General features: G+C 46.3%; 18 protein-coding genes. 2 read left to right on the top strand and 16 right to left on the bottom strand.

Annotation, left to right across the window (positions count from 1 at the left end; all coding sequences use genetic code 11):
• Window positions 1-104: 104 nt before the first annotated feature.
• Entirely contained in the window at window positions 105-1,310 is a 1,206-nt protein-coding gene (locus VP97_RS02750; RefSeq protein ID WP_425388428.1) for a Bcr/CflA family multidrug efflux MFS transporter, read from the bottom strand.
• Between the two features lie 307 nt (window positions 1,311-1,617).
• Between VP97_RS02750 and VP97_RS24175 the strand changes: the two genes are divergently transcribed.
• Together VP97_RS24175 and VP97_RS02745 are read left to right on the top strand one after the other, a co-directional pair.
• The gene (locus VP97_RS24175) at window positions 1,618-1,785 is read left to right on the top strand and encodes a hypothetical protein (RefSeq protein WP_172656727.1); all 168 of its coding nucleotides are present in this window, start codon (window positions 1,618-1,620) and stop codon (window positions 1,783-1,785) included.
• A gap of 5 nt (window positions 1,786-1,790) precedes the next feature.
• Window positions 1,791-2,594, top strand: a complete 804-nt coding sequence (locus VP97_RS02745) for a serine/threonine protein kinase (protein WP_050180128.1) — start codon at window positions 1,791-1,793, stop codon at window positions 2,592-2,594.
• Window positions 2,595-2,684: 90 nt separating this feature from the next.
• Here VP97_RS02745 and VP97_RS02740 read toward each other — a convergent pair whose 3' ends face one another.
• From VP97_RS02740 to VP97_RS24865, 15 genes are all read right to left on the bottom strand, one after another.
• On the bottom strand, window positions 2,685-3,617 hold the full coding sequence (locus VP97_RS02740; RefSeq protein ID WP_050180127.1) for an aldo/keto reductase: 933 nt from the start codon (window positions 3,615-3,617) through the stop codon (window positions 2,685-2,687).
• 59 nt (window positions 3,618-3,676) lie between these two features.
• Window positions 3,677-4,708 carry a LacI family DNA-binding transcriptional regulator gene (locus VP97_RS02735; protein ID WP_156153397.1) on the bottom strand — a complete coding sequence of 344 codons (1,032 nt, stop codon included), beginning with the start codon at window positions 4,706-4,708 and terminating at the stop codon, window positions 3,677-3,679.
• A gap of 43 nt (window positions 4,709-4,751) precedes the next feature.
• Window positions 4,752-5,942, bottom strand: coding sequence for an MFS transporter (locus VP97_RS02730; RefSeq protein ID WP_050180125.1), 1,191 nt, complete (start codon window positions 5,940-5,942; stop codon window positions 4,752-4,754).
• Between the two features lie 90 nt (window positions 5,943-6,032).
• Window positions 6,033-6,887 (bottom strand): class II fructose-1,6-bisphosphate aldolase, encoded by an 855-nt coding sequence (fba, locus tag VP97_RS02725; RefSeq protein WP_050180124.1) that lies wholly within the window; start codon window positions 6,885-6,887, stop codon window positions 6,033-6,035.
• 14 nt (window positions 6,888-6,901) lie between these two features.
• Entirely contained in the window at window positions 6,902-7,747 is an 846-nt protein-coding gene (gene iolI / locus VP97_RS02720) for a 2-keto-myo-inositol isomerase (RefSeq protein WP_050180123.1), read from the bottom strand.
• A gap of 4 nt (window positions 7,748-7,751) precedes the next feature.
• The gene (locus VP97_RS02715; protein ID WP_050180122.1) at window positions 7,752-8,630 is read right to left on the bottom strand and encodes a sugar phosphate isomerase/epimerase family protein; all 879 of its coding nucleotides are present in this window, start codon (window positions 8,628-8,630) and stop codon (window positions 7,752-7,754) included.
• Between the two features lie 59 nt (window positions 8,631-8,689).
• The gene (gene iolG, locus VP97_RS02710; RefSeq protein ID WP_050180121.1) at window positions 8,690-9,724 is read right to left on the bottom strand and encodes a bifunctional inositol 2-dehydrogenase/D-chiro-inositol 1-dehydrogenase; all 1,035 of its coding nucleotides are present in this window, start codon (window positions 9,722-9,724) and stop codon (window positions 8,690-8,692) included.
• Between the two features lie 46 nt (window positions 9,725-9,770).
• On the bottom strand, window positions 9,771-11,186 hold the full coding sequence (locus VP97_RS02705; protein WP_050180120.1) for a sugar porter family MFS transporter: 1,416 nt from the start codon (window positions 11,184-11,186) through the stop codon (window positions 9,771-9,773).
• A gap of 18 nt (window positions 11,187-11,204) precedes the next feature.
• Window positions 11,205-12,098, bottom strand: coding sequence for a myo-inosose-2 dehydratase (iolE, locus tag VP97_RS02700; RefSeq protein WP_050180119.1), 894 nt, complete (start codon window positions 12,096-12,098; stop codon window positions 11,205-11,207).
• Between the two features lie 16 nt (window positions 12,099-12,114).
• Window positions 12,115-14,025, bottom strand: coding sequence for a 3D-(3,5/4)-trihydroxycyclohexane-1,2-dione acylhydrolase (decyclizing) (gene iolD / locus VP97_RS02695; protein ID WP_050180118.1), 1,911 nt, complete (start codon window positions 14,023-14,025; stop codon window positions 12,115-12,117).
• 28 nt (window positions 14,026-14,053) lie between these two features.
• Window positions 14,054-15,037 carry a 5-dehydro-2-deoxygluconokinase gene (gene iolC, locus VP97_RS02690; protein ID WP_050180117.1) on the bottom strand — a complete coding sequence of 328 codons (984 nt, stop codon included), beginning with the start codon at window positions 15,035-15,037 and terminating at the stop codon, window positions 14,054-14,056.
• A 17-nt stretch (window positions 15,038-15,054) separates the two neighbouring features.
• Entirely contained in the window at window positions 15,055-15,879 is an 825-nt protein-coding gene (gene iolB, locus VP97_RS02685; protein WP_050180116.1) for a 5-deoxy-glucuronate isomerase, read from the bottom strand.
• A 76-nt stretch (window positions 15,880-15,955) separates the two neighbouring features.
• Complete coding sequence (locus tag VP97_RS02680; RefSeq protein ID WP_050180115.1) at window positions 15,956-17,425, bottom strand: CoA-acylating methylmalonate-semialdehyde dehydrogenase; 1,470 nt, start codon at window positions 17,423-17,425, stop codon at window positions 15,956-15,958.
• A 452-nt stretch (window positions 17,426-17,877) separates the two neighbouring features.
• Complete coding sequence (locus VP97_RS02675) at window positions 17,878-18,276, bottom strand: hypothetical protein (protein WP_050180114.1); 399 nt, start codon at window positions 18,274-18,276, stop codon at window positions 17,878-17,880.
• 237 nt (window positions 18,277-18,513) lie between these two features.
• Window positions 18,514-18,597 carry a putative holin-like toxin gene (locus tag VP97_RS24865; RefSeq protein ID WP_425388434.1) on the bottom strand — a complete coding sequence of 28 codons (84 nt, stop codon included), beginning with the start codon at window positions 18,595-18,597 and terminating at the stop codon, window positions 18,514-18,516.
• Window positions 18,598-18,928: the final 331 nt, after the last annotated feature.

The following is an 18,928-nucleotide window of genomic DNA, read 5'->3' as shown; positions in this document are numbered from 1 at the left end:
TTTTATGATGAAACCTGGTAAATATCAGGAGAAAAACAGATCGAGGTTCCCTACTTTTGCTTTTAAAACAAAAATGGCTGTCGACTTTGTCGACAGCCTGTTTCTTAAGATTTCAAGCTTTTTTTCGCACTCCGCGCAAGCCCGAAATACGCGATCATTGCCAGCATACTGGCGCCAAAAATAGTCAGCCCCATCGGCACAGCTGTGTTTTCGCCGGCGATGCCGACAAGCGGTGCTGTCAGCGAACCGAGCGCAAAAGGAAGCAGGCCAAGAAGAGCGGAGGCACTGCCGGCAATGTGCCCCTGTGTTTCCATTGCCAGAGAAAATGCAGACGTACCAATGATCCCAATCGAAGAAACAAAAAAGAAAATGGGAATGACAATCGAGTAAAGCGGTCCATGCAGCAGTACCATGATAACAAGCAATGTACTTGCCACAGCGGACATCCATAAGCCGAAGCGGAGAAATGCTGCTTCGGAAATGGTATCAGAAAACCGGCCAACGACCTGTGTGCCGATCATAATGCCAATCCCATTCATGCCGAACAGCAGGCTGAACAGCTGCGGCGATGCCCCATAAATATTTTGATACACGAAAGGTGTACCGGAAACATACGCAAAAATACCGCCGACCATAAAGCCCTGTGCAAGCGCGTAACCCATAAACTCCCGGTTTTTGATCAGTGATCCGAAGCTTTTCAACATCTGTCCAATACTGCTTGGCTGACGCCGTTCAACCGGAAGTGTTTCATCTAATTTCCATGTCACAACAAGCATTAAGATAATACCGATGGCGCTTAACACAATAAAAACACCGGACCAGTCTGTGAATGCCAGTACGCCGCCGCCGACAATCGGTGCTAAAATCGGTCCCAGGTTATTGACGAGCATTAACAGCGCAAAAAACTTTGTCAGCTCACGCCCGCTGTACATGTCCCGTACAACAGCTCGGGAAACGACAAGCCCCGCCGCCGCTGAAAATCCCTGCAGCACACGCCCGGCAATAAACCAATAAATAGACGGTGCAAATGCGCAAAAAAGAGACGCCACAAAGTATAAAAATAAAAAGAATGCCAGTGGTTTTTTCCGTCCGCGTACGTCACTCATCGGGCCAATGACAAGCTGTCCCAGAGCAAGCCCAATTAAACAGGCAGTTAAGCTGATTTGCACAAGCGACGCTGTTGTACCATATTCATCTGCAATCGTAGGAAACGACGGCAGGTACATATCAATTGTAAACGGCCCCATCGCCCCAAGCGCTCCGAGAAGAATGGCCATCTGCGTCCGCTTAATCGTTCGTGCTTTTTCCAATGAATTCACCCCTTTTTCAAACAAAAAAGCGCTCTTCATCAAGAGCCCATTTTGTTTCACAATATGAACAGTATAGCGGATTTGGCTGGGATCGCACAGCATTCCTGCTTATCTTTTTCTTTCTTTTTTTATGATTTTCTGCTAGAATCCGAGAATTTCTTCGTCTTTTTTCCAGGTTTGAGCATATTTATATGATGAAAGAATAAAATGGGCCGCCACGTTTATTGATAGACGAAAACAGGAAAGAAGAAACGAAACCTTTTTTCGTTTAATTCGTAGAAAAGAAAAACAGGAAAGCAGGGATCTTATGTTAAAGAAAATTCTTCAACAGGTTTTGAACCAAAAGTCTTCTCACAAAAGCCGCTATTCGAGCAGTGATCGCCGTTACCGCAAGCCTTCCCATCAATCATCAAAATATGGACATCATCATTATAAGAAAAAACGCGGCTCTTCTTTCAGCTCTTACAGCAGCTAAAAAGGATGAAAAAAATATTTTCTAGATTCATTGAGCGGCCGCTGAAGCCGGGTGTCCTGGCTGGAGGCCGCTTTCAACTGATCAGCTTGCTTGGCCGGGGCAGCTATGGCCTTACTTATAAAGCGAAGGACCTTTCTACCGGCCGTGATGTAGTCGTAAAACAGCTGCGTAACCGCAAGCGGCATAAGCCGGATGAAATCCGCTTTTTTTGGCAGGAAGCCCGCTTTTTAAAGCAGTTTCACCACCCATCTATTCCACAATTCATTGCTGCTTTTCAGCAAAAGGGTATTCCATTTTTTGTAATGGACTTTGTGGATGCACCTAATTTTGAAGAATTAATTTTTCATCAGCACCACGTGTACAACGAAAAGGATTCATTTCGCATTTTGCTGAATGTAATTCATGTTGTCCAATATTTTCATCGGCTTGGAATTGTACACCGAGATTTGCGAATCCCCAATATTTTATGGGATGGGTCTTCTGTGTATGTGATCGACTTCGGCTTAGCGCGTCGGCTGGGCAGCAAGTCTTCCTCCCGCCGGAGAAAAACAGAGCACCCGCTGTTTCGGGAGCTTTCGGTTAAAAGCGACTTTTTTGCACTCGGTCATTTTGTACTGTTTTTGCTGTACTCCACCTTTGAGCCATCCTCTAAACGGGAAAAAAGCTGGGAAGAGGAACTGACTCTTTCCCTCCCGGCCAGACGGGTGATTCGGCGATTGCTTCAAATTGACCGTCCTTATCAAACAACAGATGAATTACTAACGGATGTTCAGCTGGTGATCGATGCGCCGGAAGCGGGCTGTCTATAATATAAAAGCAGCTTCCTTTCCAAAACAGTCTGCTGTCCGCCCGATAGGCACGCAAAAAGCAGCCTTCTTCATGAAGGGCTGCTTTCTTTTTTATCCAAATACGCGGTCGATTGTGCTGATTTCGTCCTGTGACAGCTGAACGTCAAGTGTTTTCAAGTTATTCAGCACCTGCTCGGATCTTTTCGCACCTGGAATAATTACATCGATGGCATCGCGTGTTAAGTACCAGGCCAGCACCAGGTGAGCAAGCTCGACTCCCTTCGCTTCTGCAATCGGACGAATTTGATCCACTTTTTCAAGGTTTGCTTCAAATGCGCCTTTTTGGAAGTAAGGCAGGTCTTTGCGCAAATCATCGAACGTCGCATCCTTGTCGTATTTACCTGTTAACAAGCCCGATGCAAGAGGGAAGTACGGCACAAAAGAAATGTTGTTCTCGATCAGATACGGGAACAATTCCTCCTCTGCATCACGTGAAATAAGGTTATATTCCCCCTGGAACACTTCTACATGACCATCTTTATTGGCTTCTTTCAGTTGATCAAGTGAAAAGTTAGATACACCAATATGGCGGATTTTACCGGCATCTTTCAGTTCTTTTAAGGCACCGACTGCCTCGTCTTTCGGCGTTTGTTCATCGGGAAAATGAATGTAAAACAAATCAATGTAGTCGGTTTGTAGGCGTCCGAGTGCTTCATCTACTGATTTTTTTAAGAAAGACGGAGAGTTATCAAACTTTTCACCGTCACCTGTTAAAACGTGTGCTGCTTTCGTGGCAATGACCGCTTCTGACCGATTGCCCCGCTCTTTCAATACTTCACCAATCAATTCTTCTGAGCGCTTCGGTCCGTAAATAAAAGCCGTATCCAGGAAGTTAACACCCTGATCAAGCGCTGTTCGTACCATAACGCGTCCTGCTTCTTCATCTAAATTTGGATATAAGTTATGGCCTCCTACCGCATTGGCACCAAAGCCAATCGGGTTTACCTGCAAATCTGTTTTACCGATCTGTACTAGTTTCGTCATTATGTACGCATCTCCTTTTGTTTTTTCCACCCTTTTCCTATTACCAGGATAAAAAGGGGCTAAACCCCTTTGGTGGCGCTAAACAATTGCTCTTTCTGATAAAAGCCGCAGGATTCCCGGATAATCAGTTCGTCTTTCATAACAAATTTTTTCCGGCCGATAGAGCCGCCTTTTAAAAGTGTGAGAAGCAAATCCGTTGCTTTTTGACCAATTTCATATTTCGGCTGATCGATTGTTGTCATATAAGGACTGAAAAGAGACGCCATCCGAAGGTTATCAAATCCCACAATGGCGATATCTTCCGGCACCTGAAGCCCATGATCCTTCACTGCCTTGATGGAACCGAGAGCCATTTCATCGTTAAACACAAATACAGCCGTCGGACGGTCTTCAAGTGCGAGCAGTTTCACCATTTGATTGTAGCCGGAATCCAGTCCATCATCTCCTTCTTGAACCCAGGAAGGATCGATTGGCAGATCATGGCTCATCATGGCCTGCTTATATCCGCGCTGCCGGTCCCGGCTTAAAATAATGTCCATCGGACCACAAATATGGGCAATTTTCCGGTGGCCGATGTTGATGAGGTGCTCAGTTATTTTGCGGGCACTGCTAACGTTATCAATCGACACAGTCGGAATGTCGAGTCCGTCCATGTATTCACAGGCAAGAACGATCGGAAACTGAGATGATAATTCTTCCAGGCTGTCCCGGTCCATCCGGGCAGTTAGCAGCACAGCACCGTCTGCCTGCTTTCTATACAAAAGCTCAATATATTCTTTTTCCCGTTCAACCTGGTTTTCTGTATCACCTAAAATAACCTGATAGCCGTTTTGAAGTGCCGTATGCTCAATACCGCGCAGCACTTCAGAAAAGAACGGACGGGTAATATCCGGCACTACCACTAAAATCGTTTTTGTTTCACGTGTGCGGAACTGGCTGGCGATCATATGCGGTTTATAGTTTAGTTCGTTAATCACCCGCATAACTTTTTCTTTTGTTTCTTTGCTGACCAAATCTGGCTGGCGAAGCACCCGGGATACGGTAGCCGGAGATACATTCGCCCGTTTTGCCACATCACTCATTTTCATTATGTTGTTCACCTGCCTTTTTCCTATTTCGTTTTTATTATCTCTATTATAACGAACTCTCATTATTATGCTTAACTATTGATTCCGTTTTCATTTTCCCCTGCCATTTAAAACTAAACAAAGCACCTACTACACCAACAGCACCGGAAAAATAAAAACTTGCTTCTAATCCAAAATACGTATTTAAAATGCCGGCTAAAAAAGGGCCAACGAACATGCCGATCGCATACAGCGCTTGATAAGCCCCCATTGCTGTGGACCGTTTGGCATGAGATATTTCTTCGACTGCCATACCCAGAAAAAGCGGGAATAAAAGGCCCATGGCAAACCCATTGACCAGCTGCAGGGCGATCAGGGCTGATTTCGTATCCGCAAACGGCATAAGAATGGTAAAAATCGCTGCAGCCGAAAAAGCGATTTGAAGCGTGCCCCATTTGCCCAGCTTAGGAACAAACCAACTTCCGCTTAACAGGGTAGAAACGGCATGCGGCACCATAAAAGCAAAAACAAGAAGCGTAATGTCACCCGCCCGCATGCCTGCTGACAGTGCATAATCGGTTGTAAAGCCGAACATCGTTGTAAACATAATGCTATGCGCCAGTATGGACAGCAGCGATACTTTCAACAGCATCGGTTCCTTGAGCACCGTTCCAAGCTCCTTCAGCTGAACCGGCTCCCGTTTTGTTTCTGTGTTTCCTTCTGCTACAAACAGCGAAAGCAGCAGGCCTGCGGCTCCGAAAACGGCTCCAAGCCAGTAAGGTGCATGCCAGCCCCATTCTTCCACAATCCATGCACTGAGCGCCATCCCGAGCAGCTGAGCAAATACAACTGCAAAGGATAAGTGACCCATGGCCCGGTGCAAATCCCTCTCCGCTGCGTAGCTTGAAAAAAGAATCGTAAACGCTACCCAGGTGGCAGCAGCAATGCCAGCCAAAGAACGGGATAGGAGCACCCATCCAGGACTTTCCGTCAGCGCAAAAGCAAGACAGCTGAACATACTGACAGCCATACCGGCTACAACAAATCCTTTTCGCTTATTCCAAAGATCGGACCCGATACCGATCGGCAGACGGAATAAAAACTGCATGAGCCCGTAGCTGGCAAGTACTATACCAATAAATGTATACGTGCCGCCAATCTGCTCAATGTAAGGGGAAAGCATAGGAATATAAATAAAGTGCGAAAACCAAAAAAGAAAAGAAATCAGTAAAAATAATCGTTGATTGCGTTTTTTCACATGCTCACATCCTGCTCTTCGGCTCTTTGAGAAAAAGGAGCTGTCCTATGAAATGGACCAGCTCCTCTCTCTTGATACCAGACAAGCGCATTAGGCTTTGCCGCTCGTGCCAAATTCTCTCATCTTCCCTTTGACCGCTTCTTTCACTGCTTCAATGGCCGGCAGTAAAATGAGGCGAGGCTCGTATACATCCGGATTTTGATCCAATGTTTCACGGACGGATTTCGTCCATGCCTGGATGCTTTCTGTGTTTACATTAATTTTTGCATGACCAAGCTCTATAGCACGCTGAAGCTGATGCAGTGGAATGCCGGATCCGCCGTGCAGGACAAGCGGCACATCTGTTTTTTCTGAGATGTCTTTCATCTCATCAAAACCAAGCTGCGGCTCTCCCTGATATGGACCGTGAACGGAGCCAAGGGCCGCGGCCAGTGCATCAATGCCGGCTTCTTCGACGATCCGCACACACTCATCCAAATCCGCATATTGAATACCGCCGATCATGCCATCCTCCTGGCCGCCGACTGTACCTACTTCCGCTTCAACTGTTACGCCTTTTTTCTTTGCATACGCGACGACTTCTTTTGTCATGGCAATGTTTTTATCAATTGGGCTGTGAGAGCCGTCGATCATCACAGACGTATAGCCTGCATCAATCGCCTCCTTGCAGCGCTCGACGCTCATGCCGTGATCTAGATGAAGCGCCACTGGCACGGTAATGTTTAATTCCTCGATCAGCGCCTTCACCATCGCAGCAATTGTACGGAAGCCGCCAAGGTAATCAACAAGCCGATCAGATGAGGCCAAAATGATTGGCGCTCGCTCTTCTTCCGCTGCCTGCAAAAACGCCCGGGCAAATTCCAGTCCGTTAATGTTGTACTGGCCAACCGCATAACTGCCCTGCTTTGCCTGCTGCAGCATGTCTTTCATTGATACTAATGCCACTTGGAGCACTCCTTTTATACCGTCTGCATGCTGAAATACTTGCTGACAACGCTGACTGTTGTTTCTTTTGCTGTTTGAATCGCTTCTTCCGCTTCCAGCTTGTAGTATTCCGGACGGAACAATTCTACTGAAACTACACCGTCATAACCGATTTCTTTTAGCGTTGAAAGCAGCGTATCAAGGTCAATCGCACCCTGTCCCGGCCAAACGCGGTCTTCATCGGTTAAGAAGCCGATTGGAAAATCTTCTGTGTCATCAATATGAAGGATAAAAATTTTCGATCCATCCGCTTTTTGAAGGTCTTCAAGCTTCGAACCCATCGCATGGAAGTGGAAGCAGTCAAACACAAGACCGACGTTTTCACGATTCACAGCCTGCACAATGTCATATGCCTGGCCAAACGTGTTCACGGTGCACTGCGGATGGCCGACGAATTCAACCGCAATTTTAATGCCGTACGGCGCAGCCAGGTCAGATAATTCAGTTAGTACTTCAACACTGCTTTTCTTAATATCTTCTTTTAAAAACTTTTGTTCTGTCACCAGTGGAACCGCTACAATATATTGAACACCGAGTTTTTTTCCTTTTTCGAGCATGTCAATAAATTCAGCCTTGATAGATTCGTACACTTCTGCAGAACGGTTGTTGAAAAACACAAGTGCATTGAAGGCCAGCGGCTTAATATGATTGTTTTGGAAAAAATGGGCCAGTTCATCAATCGATTTTGTTTCCAGGTATTCCGGCAATTTGTCCATCGTCCGAATTTCAATAAAGTCGTAGCCGTGCTTTTCGCAAAGCTGCAAATCTTTTTCTAAGTTTGAGTTTTCAAGCGTAGTCGCCTGGTTAAAACAAAGTTTCATAAGTTCAGCCCTCCACTTTCGCTGTTAGTCCAAGACCATCTTTCATTTTTTGAAGCATCAATTTACTTGACCAGTCCGCTCTGTCTTTCCAGGCGAATACGGCATTTGTCGCAATGCCATCAAAGTTCATTTCTTTGAGCTTGCGGAAAATCGTATCAAAGTCGACTTCCCCTTCACCGATATTCAAATGCTGGTGAACGGTTGCTTCTACCGCCGGCGGGTTTAAAATATAGCGAAGTCCGTCAGAAGCCACATGATTAAATGTATCCGCAAACAGGATGTGCGTTAAGCGGTCACCAGCTTCATCAAACATTGTTTCAATATCGCCTTTTCCTTCATCATAATAAAAGGTATGCGGTGTCGAATAAACAAGGTTGATCCAGTCTTTGTCAAGTGCACGAATCATATCCATCGCGCCTGCATTTGTTTCAATAAAGTCGTATGGGTGCGCCTGTAAATTCAGCTTTACGCCTTCTTTTTCGAAGATTGGGAGCAGCTCGTCCATTGAGCGAATAAACATTTCTTCACAAATAACCGGATTGTACTTCGATCCATTGAATTCACTGTTCATTAAATCTACATCGAGTTCAACAGCTACTTCAATCGCCCGTTTCCAGTTACGCACCGCCGCTTTGCGTCTGTCTTCATCGGGACCTGCCCAGTAGTGTACTGGAAGCACCGAAGAAATTTGAACCCCTGCATCCTGGCAGGCACGCTTTAACGTTTTAATTTTCGCGCTGTCCACTTTCGGATATTTGTAAAAAGGAATAAAATCTTCACGCGGCGACAGCTCGATATAGTCATAGCCAAGCTCCGCTGTTTTATCTACCATTTCTTTTAAAGAAAGATCTGCATACATGGTTGGGTCAAGTGCTAGTTTCATCAGATATTCCTCCTGTTTTATATGTAATAGTTGAGGAGCCGGCCGAGCCGGCGCCTTCATTAGTTTACAGCTGCTGCCTGCTTCTGGTAGAACGCCGGCTTTTCTTCAAGCGCTACGTCTTCTTTCTGGCCGGACTGCTGCGCTTTTACACATGCATCAGTTGTTACGGCAGCAATGTAGCCATCCCAGGCCGTCGGGCCATTCGGTTCACCTGTTGCTTTGATTGAATCCATAAAGTCCTGCAGCTCTACATCGTAGGCATCGATAAAGCGGTCTTTCCAATCAGTCATAATGCTTGTAGAAAGCTTCGCGCTCTTGCGCGTCACGATGCTTGCCGGCTCCGGCAGGTAAGCTACACCATCCTCACCGATTACTTCACACTGAATATCGTAGCCATAATGGCAGTTTACAAACACTTCCGCGTTAATAATGATGCCTGATTTTGTTTCTAAAATAATGATTTGTGGATCTTTTAAGCCTGCATGCGCACGTGCCGTTTTTTTCGGGTAGAGCACTTGTACAGATTTGTAATCGTCATTGATCAACCAGTGCAGTACGTCAATTTCATGTACCAATGTGTCGACAACTGCCATTTCTGTTCCGTATGTTTCTGGCACTTCCGGGTTGCGGTGTACACAGCGAACCATCAACGGCTCTCCGATTTCGTTTGCATCAATTGCTTCTTTTAATTGAACATATCCCGGATCATAGCGGCGCATAAAGCCCACTTGAACTAGTTTTTTCCCGTGTGCCATTTCGGCCTGTACAATTCTCATCGCGCCTTCCGCTGTTGTGGCAAGCGGCTTTTCACAGAATACATATTTGCCTGCTTCAATCGCGTTTAATACATTTTGTTCATGCGCCGGGCCCCAGCTTGTAACCAAAACGGCATCTACGTTTGGATCCTGGCAAAGCGCTTTATCATCTTCATGAACAACGGCTTCAAGTCCATATTGCTCAACAGCTGATTTTGCAGATTCAAGATTTACATCTGTTACCGCAACGATTTTTCCGCCTGCCAGCTTGTCCGTGATACGTTTAATATGCTCGCGGCCAATGGCCCCTGTTCCAATTACGCCAAATTTCAATGTCATGATTTATTTCCTCCCTTATATTGCCACTTTTGTAACGCTTACATCATTAAGCGCGCTTGTTTTCTGTATAGCCTGCTACCGCTGGTTTTTTACCGTGATTGCGGAATTTTTGTTCTAACTGTTCAAGCGTAAGCCCTTTCGTTTCTGGAAGGAATTTTGCTACAAATCCAATCGCCAGGACGCCAAGTGCCACAAAAATATAAAATGTTCCAGATAGTCCGACTGCTGAAAGCATGATCGGGAATGACAAGCCGACTAAGAAGTTGACAAGCCATAAGAATAGAACGGTTAAGCCCATTCCAAAGCCGCGCAGCTGCAGCGGGAAAATTTCGGAAAGCATCAGCCAGGTAACTGGTGAAATGGCACCTTGCTGGAATGCAAGGAATGTAACGGTTAAAGTAAGAACAACGTATGGCAAGTTTGGTGAGCCTTCTAGCACACTTGAGAAAACGGCAATCAACAAAAGGCATACCGTCGTACCGGCAAGTCCTGCCATCAGCATCGGGCGGCGGCCGATTTTACCTAACAGCCAAATACCAACGAATGTAGCGAGTACGGAAATGGCTCCATTTGCAATGTTACCCACAAGTGCCGCTTCTGTTGTAAAGCCGGCATCTTTTAAAATCTCTGTTCCATAGTACATGATCGAGTTTACACCCGTAATCTGTTGCACAACCGCAATACCGACACCAATAAACATAATGCGTCGAATCCACGGTGTGGAAAGATCTTTGAAACCAGCTTGCTTTGTATGTTCTTCTTCAGTAAATGTGGCTTTAATTTCAGCTAGTTCAGTTTGTGCTTCTTGCTCTGAACGAATGCGGCTTAAAACAGCAAGTGCCTCACTGTCTCTTTTCTTAGACACAAGCCAGCGCGGGCTTTCCGGCACTTTCAGCATACCGATGAATAAGAAAATAGCTGGAAGAGCAGCAATCAGCAGCATGACACGCCAGATTCCTTCAACGTGACCCAGTGTTGTACCAAGAATAGCATTTAAAACAAAAGCTAAAAGCTGACCACTAACGATCATCAATTCATTTTGCGTTACGATACGACCGCGGCGTGATGCCGGTGACATTTCCGCCAGGTAAGAAGGAACGGTAACGGATGCTCCGCCTACTGCCAGTCCAAGCACGAAACGGGAAACAACCATAACGGTAACGTTTGGTGCAAGTGTACATCCAAGAGTGGCTACGAAGAAAATGACAGCCAGCATTAAAATGTTTTTCCTGCGTCCGTTTATGTCTGACAGCCGTCCGCCAAACAGGGCACCAAGCGCGGCGCCGAAGAGAAGCGAACTTGCGACAAAACCTTGCGATGCAGGCGTTAAATCCAATTCTTCTGTCATAAAAGGAAGAGCTCCGTTGATCACACCTGTATCATAACCAAAGAGAAGTCCGCCTAGCGTTGAGATAATAATAATCTTACGTAAAAATGATGATGGGGCTGCATTTGTATTCATTCAGTTGTGCACCTCTTTTCATTTTTCCACGCGTGCAAGCAATGCCTCGTCCAAATACTTTCGGGCGATCAATGCATACTCAAGCGGGTGGGCAATCGCAGGGTCCTGTTCTGCTTCAATGACGATCCACCCTTTGTATCCATGCTGCTCCAGTACGTCAAACGGCTGTCTGAAATCAATGCAGCCATCTCCAGGCACTGTAAACATGCCGGCTAAAAACGATTCCTTAAACGATTTTCCTCCTGGTCTGCATTCATCCATTACGGACTGTCTGACGTCTTTGAAATGAACATGTTTAATGCGATTGATATGCTTTTGGATCAGTGTCATGAAGTCGCCATCTGAAACAAAAATATGACCGGTATCGTATAAAAGGTGAACATGGTTTGGGTCTGTTCCATCCATTAAACGATCAATTTCCTCCAGCGTCTGAACGCCGGTTCCCATGTGGTGGTGAAACACAAGCTTCAAGCCATAACTGTCTGCAATTTTTCCCAGTTCATTTAATCCTTCGCAAAGAGTCGTCCATTCCTCATCAGTAAAGTGAGGCTTTTCGGCAAATACATTTTGAGCAAGTCCTTGAATGCTGTAGGTTTGCTCTGAAACAACCGCGACTGCTGCTTCTACTTCTTGTAAATACGCACAGTGCGTATGAAATTCCTGTGACGCTTTTTCAATCCCATCACGAATGATAAAGCTTGAAAACCATTGGCCCGCAATTTTTAAGTTGCGCAGCGCCAGTTCCTTTTTTAAAATGGCAGGTTCAGGGAAGAAGCCACCAACTTCTGTCCCTTGAAATCCCGCTACAACGATGTCGCTTAATAAATGAGATAATGTATTTTCAGCGCCGATTTCTGGAATGTCATCGTTGCGCCAGCCAATTGGGGCAATGCCCCATAAAATATCCTGCATGATGTGCGGCCTCCTCTTAATACATCTTCGCCGTTTCTAATTTTTCCGCTCTTGCGGCATAAGCTTTTTGAACACTTTCAGACTCGGATACTTCAGCGACGCCAACGTTCCACCAGCCATCATAGCCGTCCGACATCGTTTTCGGAAGCACCTTCATATCAATCAATGTAGAAACGGACTGCTTTTTCGCATCTTCAAGCGCTGCTTTCAGTTCTTCTACTGTGTTGGCTTTGTACGATTTTGCTCCGTAGGCTTCTGCCACCTTCGCATAATCGATGTTCATAATCTGATTGTCATGTGTACGGAACTCACAGAAGTATGAACCGCTTCCATTATCCATCTGCAGGTTGTTAATGCAGCCGTAGCCAGAGTTATCAAACAGAAGAATATTAATTTTTTTATCGTACTGAAGCGCTGTCACAAGCTCTGTGTGAAGCATCAAGAAACTTCCGTCTCCAACAGCCGCATATACTTCACGGTCCGGATGGGCAAGTTTCGCACCCAGTGCACCAGCCACTTCATAGCCCATGCAGGAATAGCCGTATTCCAGGTGGTACGTGTTCGGTACATCTGAATGCCATAAGCGCTGCAGGTCACCTGGAAGGGATCCGGCTGAACCGATGACGATGCTGTTCGGTGCAACGGCTTCATTGGCCGCAACCAAAGCAGCCGTTTGGGTAAATTCAGTGCCTAGCACATCGGCATATTCATTCATCGTTTCTTGAGAAAAGTGATCCTTGATTTCTGGTGTAAAGTTTTCTCTTTCAAATGCTACATTCGCCAGACGGTCACGTTCTGTCAGCCATTCTTCTTTCCAGGCTGAAAGCAGGCCGCCAAATGCGGTTTCATAGTCTCCCAATAGAGGTGCCAGCTGTTCAAGTGCGATTTTTGCATCCGCGACAACCTGGAATCCATCCATCTTGTAAGCCTGAAGGCGGCTGACATTAATATTCAAGAATGACGTTTTGTCAAAATCAAACTGCGTTTTAGATGAAGTCGTAAAATCTGTGTAGCGTGTGCCGACACCGATCACTAAGTCTGTATCACGCGCCACTTTGTTCGCAGCCGACGTACCCAGAATACCTACGCCGCCCAGGTTATTTGGAAACGACACTTCCACTGTTGATTTCCCGGCCTGTGTTTCTACAAGCGGGATATTATGTTTTTCAGAGATTTGTTTTAAAATGTCGCGTGCGCCTGAATAACGGGCCCCGCCTCCGACAATAATGACGGGCTTTTTGCTTGCTTTGATGCGCTCTGCTGCACCCTGCAGCTCGCGGTCTACCGCCGGCTTGCGGTCCAAATAATGGACGCGCTTGTCAAAGAAACGCTCATCGTAATCGAACGCTTCTCCTTCGACATCCTGGGCGATGCAGATCGTTGCCGGACCGGCTTTGGCCGGGTCGGTCATCACTTCAAAGGCACGGATCAATGCCGACATTAACTGCTCCGGACGTGTGACGCGGTCCCAGTAGCGGGAAACCGCCATAAACGCTTCGTTTGTGGTCACCGCTGTGCTGTGTTCATGCTCCAGCTGCTGCAGCACCGGGTCCGGCTGGCGTGTGGCAAACGTATCCGCCGGAAGCAGCAGAACCGGAATATTGTTCGCAAATGCAGTACCTGCCGCTGCGATCAAGTTCGCAGAACCAGGACCGGCAGACGTTGTCACTGCATAAATTTTACGGCGAAGCATTTCACGGCTATAGGCGATTGCAGCTTGAGCCATGCCCTGCTCATTCTTTCCCTGGTAGACTTTCAGGTGCCCGGCATCTTGCTCGAGTGCCTGGCCGATTCCAACGACGTTTCCGTGGCCGAAGATATTGAATATTCCTTCCACGAACGGATATTCTTCGCCGTCCACATGGATATACTGCTGATTTAAAAATTTAATTAACGCTTGCGCGGTTGTTAATCGAATCGTTCCCATCCGTTGCTCACCTCTTACAAATCATTTTTTAAGCATATACGCCGTCTTCAATCAGCTGCTCAATTTCCAATACAACCGGCATCGCATCCGACGAGCTGTGCTTGCTGACCACAATTGATGCAGAAGCACTGCCGTATTTCAAAGCGGTTTCAATATCCTTTCCGCTCACGAGTGCGTAAAGGAAAGCAGATGCGTAGGAATCACCGGCACCGAATGTTTTTAGTACATTCGTTTTGTATGCCTGTGCGCGAAACACTTCTCCCGATTTTGCGTACGCATACGACCCTTCTACGCCATGCTTAATGACCACAAGATCAGCAGAATGCTTGAATAAATTTTGGATTGTTTCGTTGTTGTCGCCGCCCTGGATGTTTTCCATCACGTCAAATTCATCACGTGTACCGATGACGATATCGGACTGTTCAGCAACGAGTGAATAGTAAACAGCTGTTTCCTCCGGTGACTGCCATGTGTACGCACGGTAGTCCAGTTCAAAGACAATTTTCACGCCATGCTTTTTTGCTAGGCTGACGGATTTCAAAACCGCCTCGCGTGACGGACTTTTTGCCAGGGCTGTACCGGATACAAGCAGGATTTTTGCTTTTTGAATATAGTCTTCGCTTACTTCGGACGGCTCCAGGTACAAGTCTGCCACATCATCACGGTACATTAAAATGCTGCACTCGTCCGGGCTTAAAATTTCCGTGAAGGCTAGGCCTGTTTTATGGCCTTCTTTGTCTGTGACCATGTTTGATGTATCCACACCAACTTCACGCATGTACTTCTCAATGAATCTTCCATGCTGGTCATCGGCTAATTTGCCGATAAAACCGACTTTTAAGCCAAGCTTTGCGCTTCCTATCGCTACGTTTGCCGGCGAGCCGCCAACGTACTTCGTAAACGTCATTGTCTCTTCCATCGGCATGTTGTATTCGTTTGCATTCAAGTCGATGCAGGCACGCCCAATAGCGATCACATCAAGTTCTTTGTCATTGTTGAATGTATAGTTCATCCGGTTTCACCGCTCCTTTATTTTGGTTGACGATTTAAGATCCATTCGTGATCCGGGTCGTTGTGGAATTTCCAAATACGAGTTGGACCAGCCATGACATTTAAGTAATAAGCTTCATAGCCATCCGGGACGCCGACTGGATGATATCCAGCTGGAACAAGCACAACGTCGCCATTTTCAACGGTCATTGTTTCATCAATCGACCGGTCATCGGTATACACACGCTGGAATACAAAGCCCTGCGGCGGATTCATTTCATGATAGTAAGATTCTTCGAGGAACGACTCATCCGGCAGATTATCCTGATCATGTTTGTGCGGTGGATAGCTCGACCAGTTGCCGCTTTCTGTGTACACCTCTACCACAAGCAGGCTGTTGGCGGTTGGATCAGAATCCGGCAAAATGTTGTGCACCATCCGTTTATTGCTTAAAATACCGCGGTTTTCAATACCGACATCCGATGCTTTAATATGTTTGGTCGGACGCTGCTCTTGAGAGGGCGAGTAGCACAATGCTACGCGGGCAGCCGTTGCGCCTTCTACGTGGAATGTTTTGTCGTTGGACACATACACACTGTCTGTCGGCACTTTCTCAAAGACATTTTCACGTGTGCCAAGGTCGCGGAATTCTTCGCTTCCCTCGGTGACATGAATCTTGCCTGTCAGGGCGACAATGCAGCATTCTGTTTGGTTTAATGATTCGGTGTACGTGGCGCCGGGAGCCAGGTCAATGACTTTAAATCCGACATATTCAAGGGGAGAATTTTCTTGTGTCACGTCATGAACGAGCGTGACGCCTTCTGACTGTTCTGTTTTCATTGGTTTTTGAAGCAAGCGGCTCATGTGATGTACCTCCTGTTTTTTTCTTGAATGGCCTGCTGTCCGGGTTGAGCCGGACAGCCAGGACAAATTCAAGATATTACTTCACGTAGCGTGCTGTGACCATTTTCTTGCGTGTAAAGAATTCAACGCCGTCTTTACCGTTCGCATGAAGATCGCCATAGAATGAATTTTTATAGCCTGAGAATGGGAAGAATGCCATCGGCGCCGGCACCCCGACGTTAATGCCAAGCATTCCTGCATCGATCGTTTCACGGAACTGGCGTACAGCGGCTGCGCTGTCTGTGTACAGGCACGCACCATTTGCAAGAGTGGAAGCATTCGCTGTCTCCACACCTTCTGCCAGGTCTTTTACGCGGACAATGGAAAGAACCGGTGCAAAGATTTCATCCTGCCAGATCGTCATCTCTTGTGTTACGTTATCGAAGATCGTCGCGCCAAGGAAGTAGCCGTCACCGTTCGCGGCTTCGTCTTTACGTCCGTCACGCACAAGCGTTGCACCCTGCTCGATGCCGGCTTCAATGTAGCCGATTGTGCGCTCTTTTGCATTTTCGCGGATAATTGGGCCAAGGAACACGCCGTCATCCAGGCCGTTACCAATTTGAATGTTGTCAGCTGCTTCTTTTAGCTTCGCGATAAACTCATCAGCAATGCTCTCTTCTACTGCTACAACGGCTGCGGCCATGCAGCGCTCACCTGCTGAACCAAAAGCGGCGGCTGTTACTTCTTTTGCGGCCAGGTCAAGATTTGCATCTGCCAGCACGATCGAGTGGTTTTTCGCTCCGGCAAGTGCCTGTACGCGTTTCAAGTTCGCTGCGCCTGTTTTATATACGTATTCTGCAACCGGCTGTGAGCCAACGAATGAGATGGCTTTTACTTCCGGGTGCTCAAGAAGGCCGTTTACTACGTCATGCGCCCCGTTTACAATGTTTAGTACGCCGTCTGGAAGGCCCGCTTCTTTAAACAAGTCTACGAGTTTAGCTGCCAGCAGCGGTGTGCGCTCGGACGGCTTCAGGACAAATGTGTTACCGCATGCGATTGCCAGCGGATACATCCAGCAAGGCACCATCATCGGGAAGTTGAATGGTGTGATGCCGCCAACTACACCAATCGGGTAACGGTACATACCTGATTCGATGTTTGTGGCGATGTCTGGAAGCTGGCTGCCCATCATCAAGGTCGGTGCACCAGCTGCAAATTCTACGCATTCAATCCCGCGTTGCACTTCACCCATCGCTTCTGACAGGCTTTTTCCGTTTTCAATCGTGATCAACTTCGCCAGCTCTTCCCAGTTGTCCACAAGAAGCTGCTGGTATTTGAACAAAATGCGTGCACGCTTTGGTACTGCTGTCTGTGACCATGTTTTAAACGCTTCGCTTGCGGCCTGCACCGCACGGTCTACGTCTTCTTTTATAGAAAGCGGCACCTGAGCGATTTCTTCGCCTGTTGCTGGATTTACAACCGTTTCGGTCTGGCTGGATAGGGAATCCACCCATTCTCCATTTATGTAATTTTGTAACGTTTTCACTTCTGAGTTTACTGCTGACATGTTTTATTCCTCCTTGAAAAGTCGGTTTTTTAACAAATAAGAAGTACGAGCCATTGAATGAAAGATCATTTGACTGAAATCGATTTCACCTTATTTTAAAAATAATTACATTCATTAAGAAAAATACCAGCTTAATGTAACGTTTTCATTTCTTTTATATAAGGAGTTCCAATACTTTTTTATCGCCTTGTTGAAAAATGTAACTGAAATCGATTTCATTCATCATCATTAGAATAGCTTGTTTACGTTTTGCAAGGATCAAATAAAGAATAACCTGATTATTTAAGGGAGAATGAAAACGTTAACTGAAATCGATTTCATTCAGTCTTTTCTGAACCTTCAAAACTTTATATTGAAAGTGTACAATACTCTTTTTTATTTGTAAACACTTTCATTGAAATTTTTTTAATAAAAAAACAAAGAGCCCGACAAACACTGTCAGACTCCTGTTTTTATTTACTTTTTTGGAAAACAGATAAAAGAGCATAAATCAGAACGAGTAAAAAGCCTATTCCAGCGGCAAGCATAAAGCCGAAGATACCTGTCATCCGTACCCAGCCTGTTGTAAACGTGAAAAAGATCCAGGCATAAACAATACCGCCCAGCACTAAAGCGAGCGGACCGCTAAAGGGAAAAAGCCGCTTCCATTTCCAAATAAGCAGCGCCATAAGTGCGACAAGTATGACCAATCCTGCCATTTGATCCGGTCCCAAAACAGCCAGCAGCTGTGACTCTTGTCCAGGACCGGCGGCGAGCCCTGCAAATGTAGAAACAATCGACCAGAGAGCTGCAAGGAAAAGCAGAATGATCAGTGACCAATTGATTTTTTGATACAAAGATTTGTTTCTCATTTTGTTACTCCTTTTTGTACAATGCGAGCAGCCAGAGCAGATAGCTTGCCCTTTCCTTCATTAAATTGATTTTCATTTGTACTGGATTGGGGTATAATTGGTATGCAAAGCAACATATTAAAAAAAGACCGCTGGTGCGGCAAACACCAGTGGCCCTGCGCAGAATTCCCTTCAAGGGGGATCAGCAAATAAAAGTGAAAGGTAATCCACTCCCCTGCTTGTCGGCTCAAGGGTGGATTACTTTTTTTGTGTTAATGCAATGATGGATACAACCAAACTTGCAAAGCCGATCATCAGCATCAGCGATTGAAAAGTCGTCATAGGCAGCACCCCCCGGGCCTGCGCAGGGCAGGTAGTGCAGACACTGCCCCAGGAATCGGCGCTCTTTGTCTGCCAGCCGATTATAAAGATGCTGTCCACCCTTGAGACGCAATTCTTACGCCCTTTCATTATAGCACAGAATTGGTAAATACAGATAACAAAAATGGAACATTAGTTCTTTATCATCAGATTATTTTCCCTCTTATTTTTCAAGTATCCATACGGCTATGCCAACGCCCGACATGGCTGCAGCGGGCCACTCATTGCCGCAGCAGTCCCTTCCATTCCCTGTCTGCCAGTAACGTTTGGTCAATATATTGATAGATTCGTC

The sequence above is a fragment of the Domibacillus robiginosus genome, assembly GCF_000966195.1.
GTDB classification, from domain to species: domain Bacteria; phylum Bacillota; class Bacilli; order Bacillales; family Domibacillaceae; genus Domibacillus; species Domibacillus robiginosus.
Note: the sequence above shows the minus strand (reverse complement) of the source record. Positions and strands in the feature narration are given on the sequence as shown.

What these genes read in the sequence shown, in the direction of transcription:
- VP97_RS24175 (WP_172656727.1), top strand. Translation starts at nt 1,618, where the DNA reads ATGTTAAAGAAAATTCTTCAACAGGTTTTGAACCAAAAGTCTTCTCAC.
- VP97_RS02745 (WP_050180128.1), top strand. Translation starts at nt 1,791, where the DNA reads ATGAAAAAAATATTTTCTAGATTCATTGAGCGGCCGCTGAAGCCGGGT.
- VP97_RS02740 (WP_050180127.1), bottom strand. Translation starts at nt 3,617, where the DNA reads ATGACGAAACTAGTACAGATCGGTAAAACAGATTTGCAGGTAAACCCG.
- iolI (WP_050180123.1), bottom strand. Translation starts at nt 7,747, where the DNA reads ATGAAACTTTGTTTTAACCAGGCGACTACGCTTGAAAACTCAAACTTA.
- VP97_RS02715 (WP_050180122.1), bottom strand. Translation starts at nt 8,630, where the DNA reads ATGAAACTAGCACTTGACCCAACCATGTATGCAGATCTTTCTTTAAAA.
- iolG (WP_050180121.1), bottom strand. Translation starts at nt 9,724, where the DNA reads ATGACATTGAAATTTGGCGTAATTGGAACAGGGGCCATTGGCCGCGAG.
- VP97_RS02705 (WP_050180120.1), bottom strand. Translation starts at nt 11,186, where the DNA reads ATGAATACAAATGCAGCCCCATCATCATTTTTACGTAAGATTATTATT.
- iolE (WP_050180119.1), bottom strand. Translation starts at nt 12,098, where the DNA reads ATGCAGGATATTTTATGGGGCATTGCCCCAATTGGCTGGCGCAACGAT.
- iolD (WP_050180118.1), bottom strand. Translation starts at nt 14,025, where the DNA reads ATGGGAACGATTCGATTAACAACCGCGCAAGCGTTAATTAAATTTTTA.
- iolC (WP_050180117.1), bottom strand. Translation starts at nt 15,037, where the DNA reads ATGAACTATACATTCAACAATGACAAAGAACTTGATGTGATCGCTATT.
- iolB (WP_050180116.1), bottom strand. Translation starts at nt 15,879, where the DNA reads ATGAGCCGCTTGCTTCAAAAACCAATGAAAACAGAACAGTCAGAAGGC.
- VP97_RS02680 (WP_050180115.1), bottom strand. Translation starts at nt 17,425, where the DNA reads ATGTCAGCAGTAAACTCAGAAGTGAAAACGTTACAAAATTACATAAAT.
- VP97_RS02675 (WP_050180114.1), bottom strand. Translation starts at nt 18,276, where the DNA reads ATGAGAAACAAATCTTTGTATCAAAAAATCAATTGGTCACTGATCATT.
- VP97_RS24865 (WP_425388434.1), bottom strand. Translation starts at nt 18,597, where the DNA reads ATGACGACTTTTCAATCGCTGATGCTGATGATCGGCTTTGCAAGTTTG.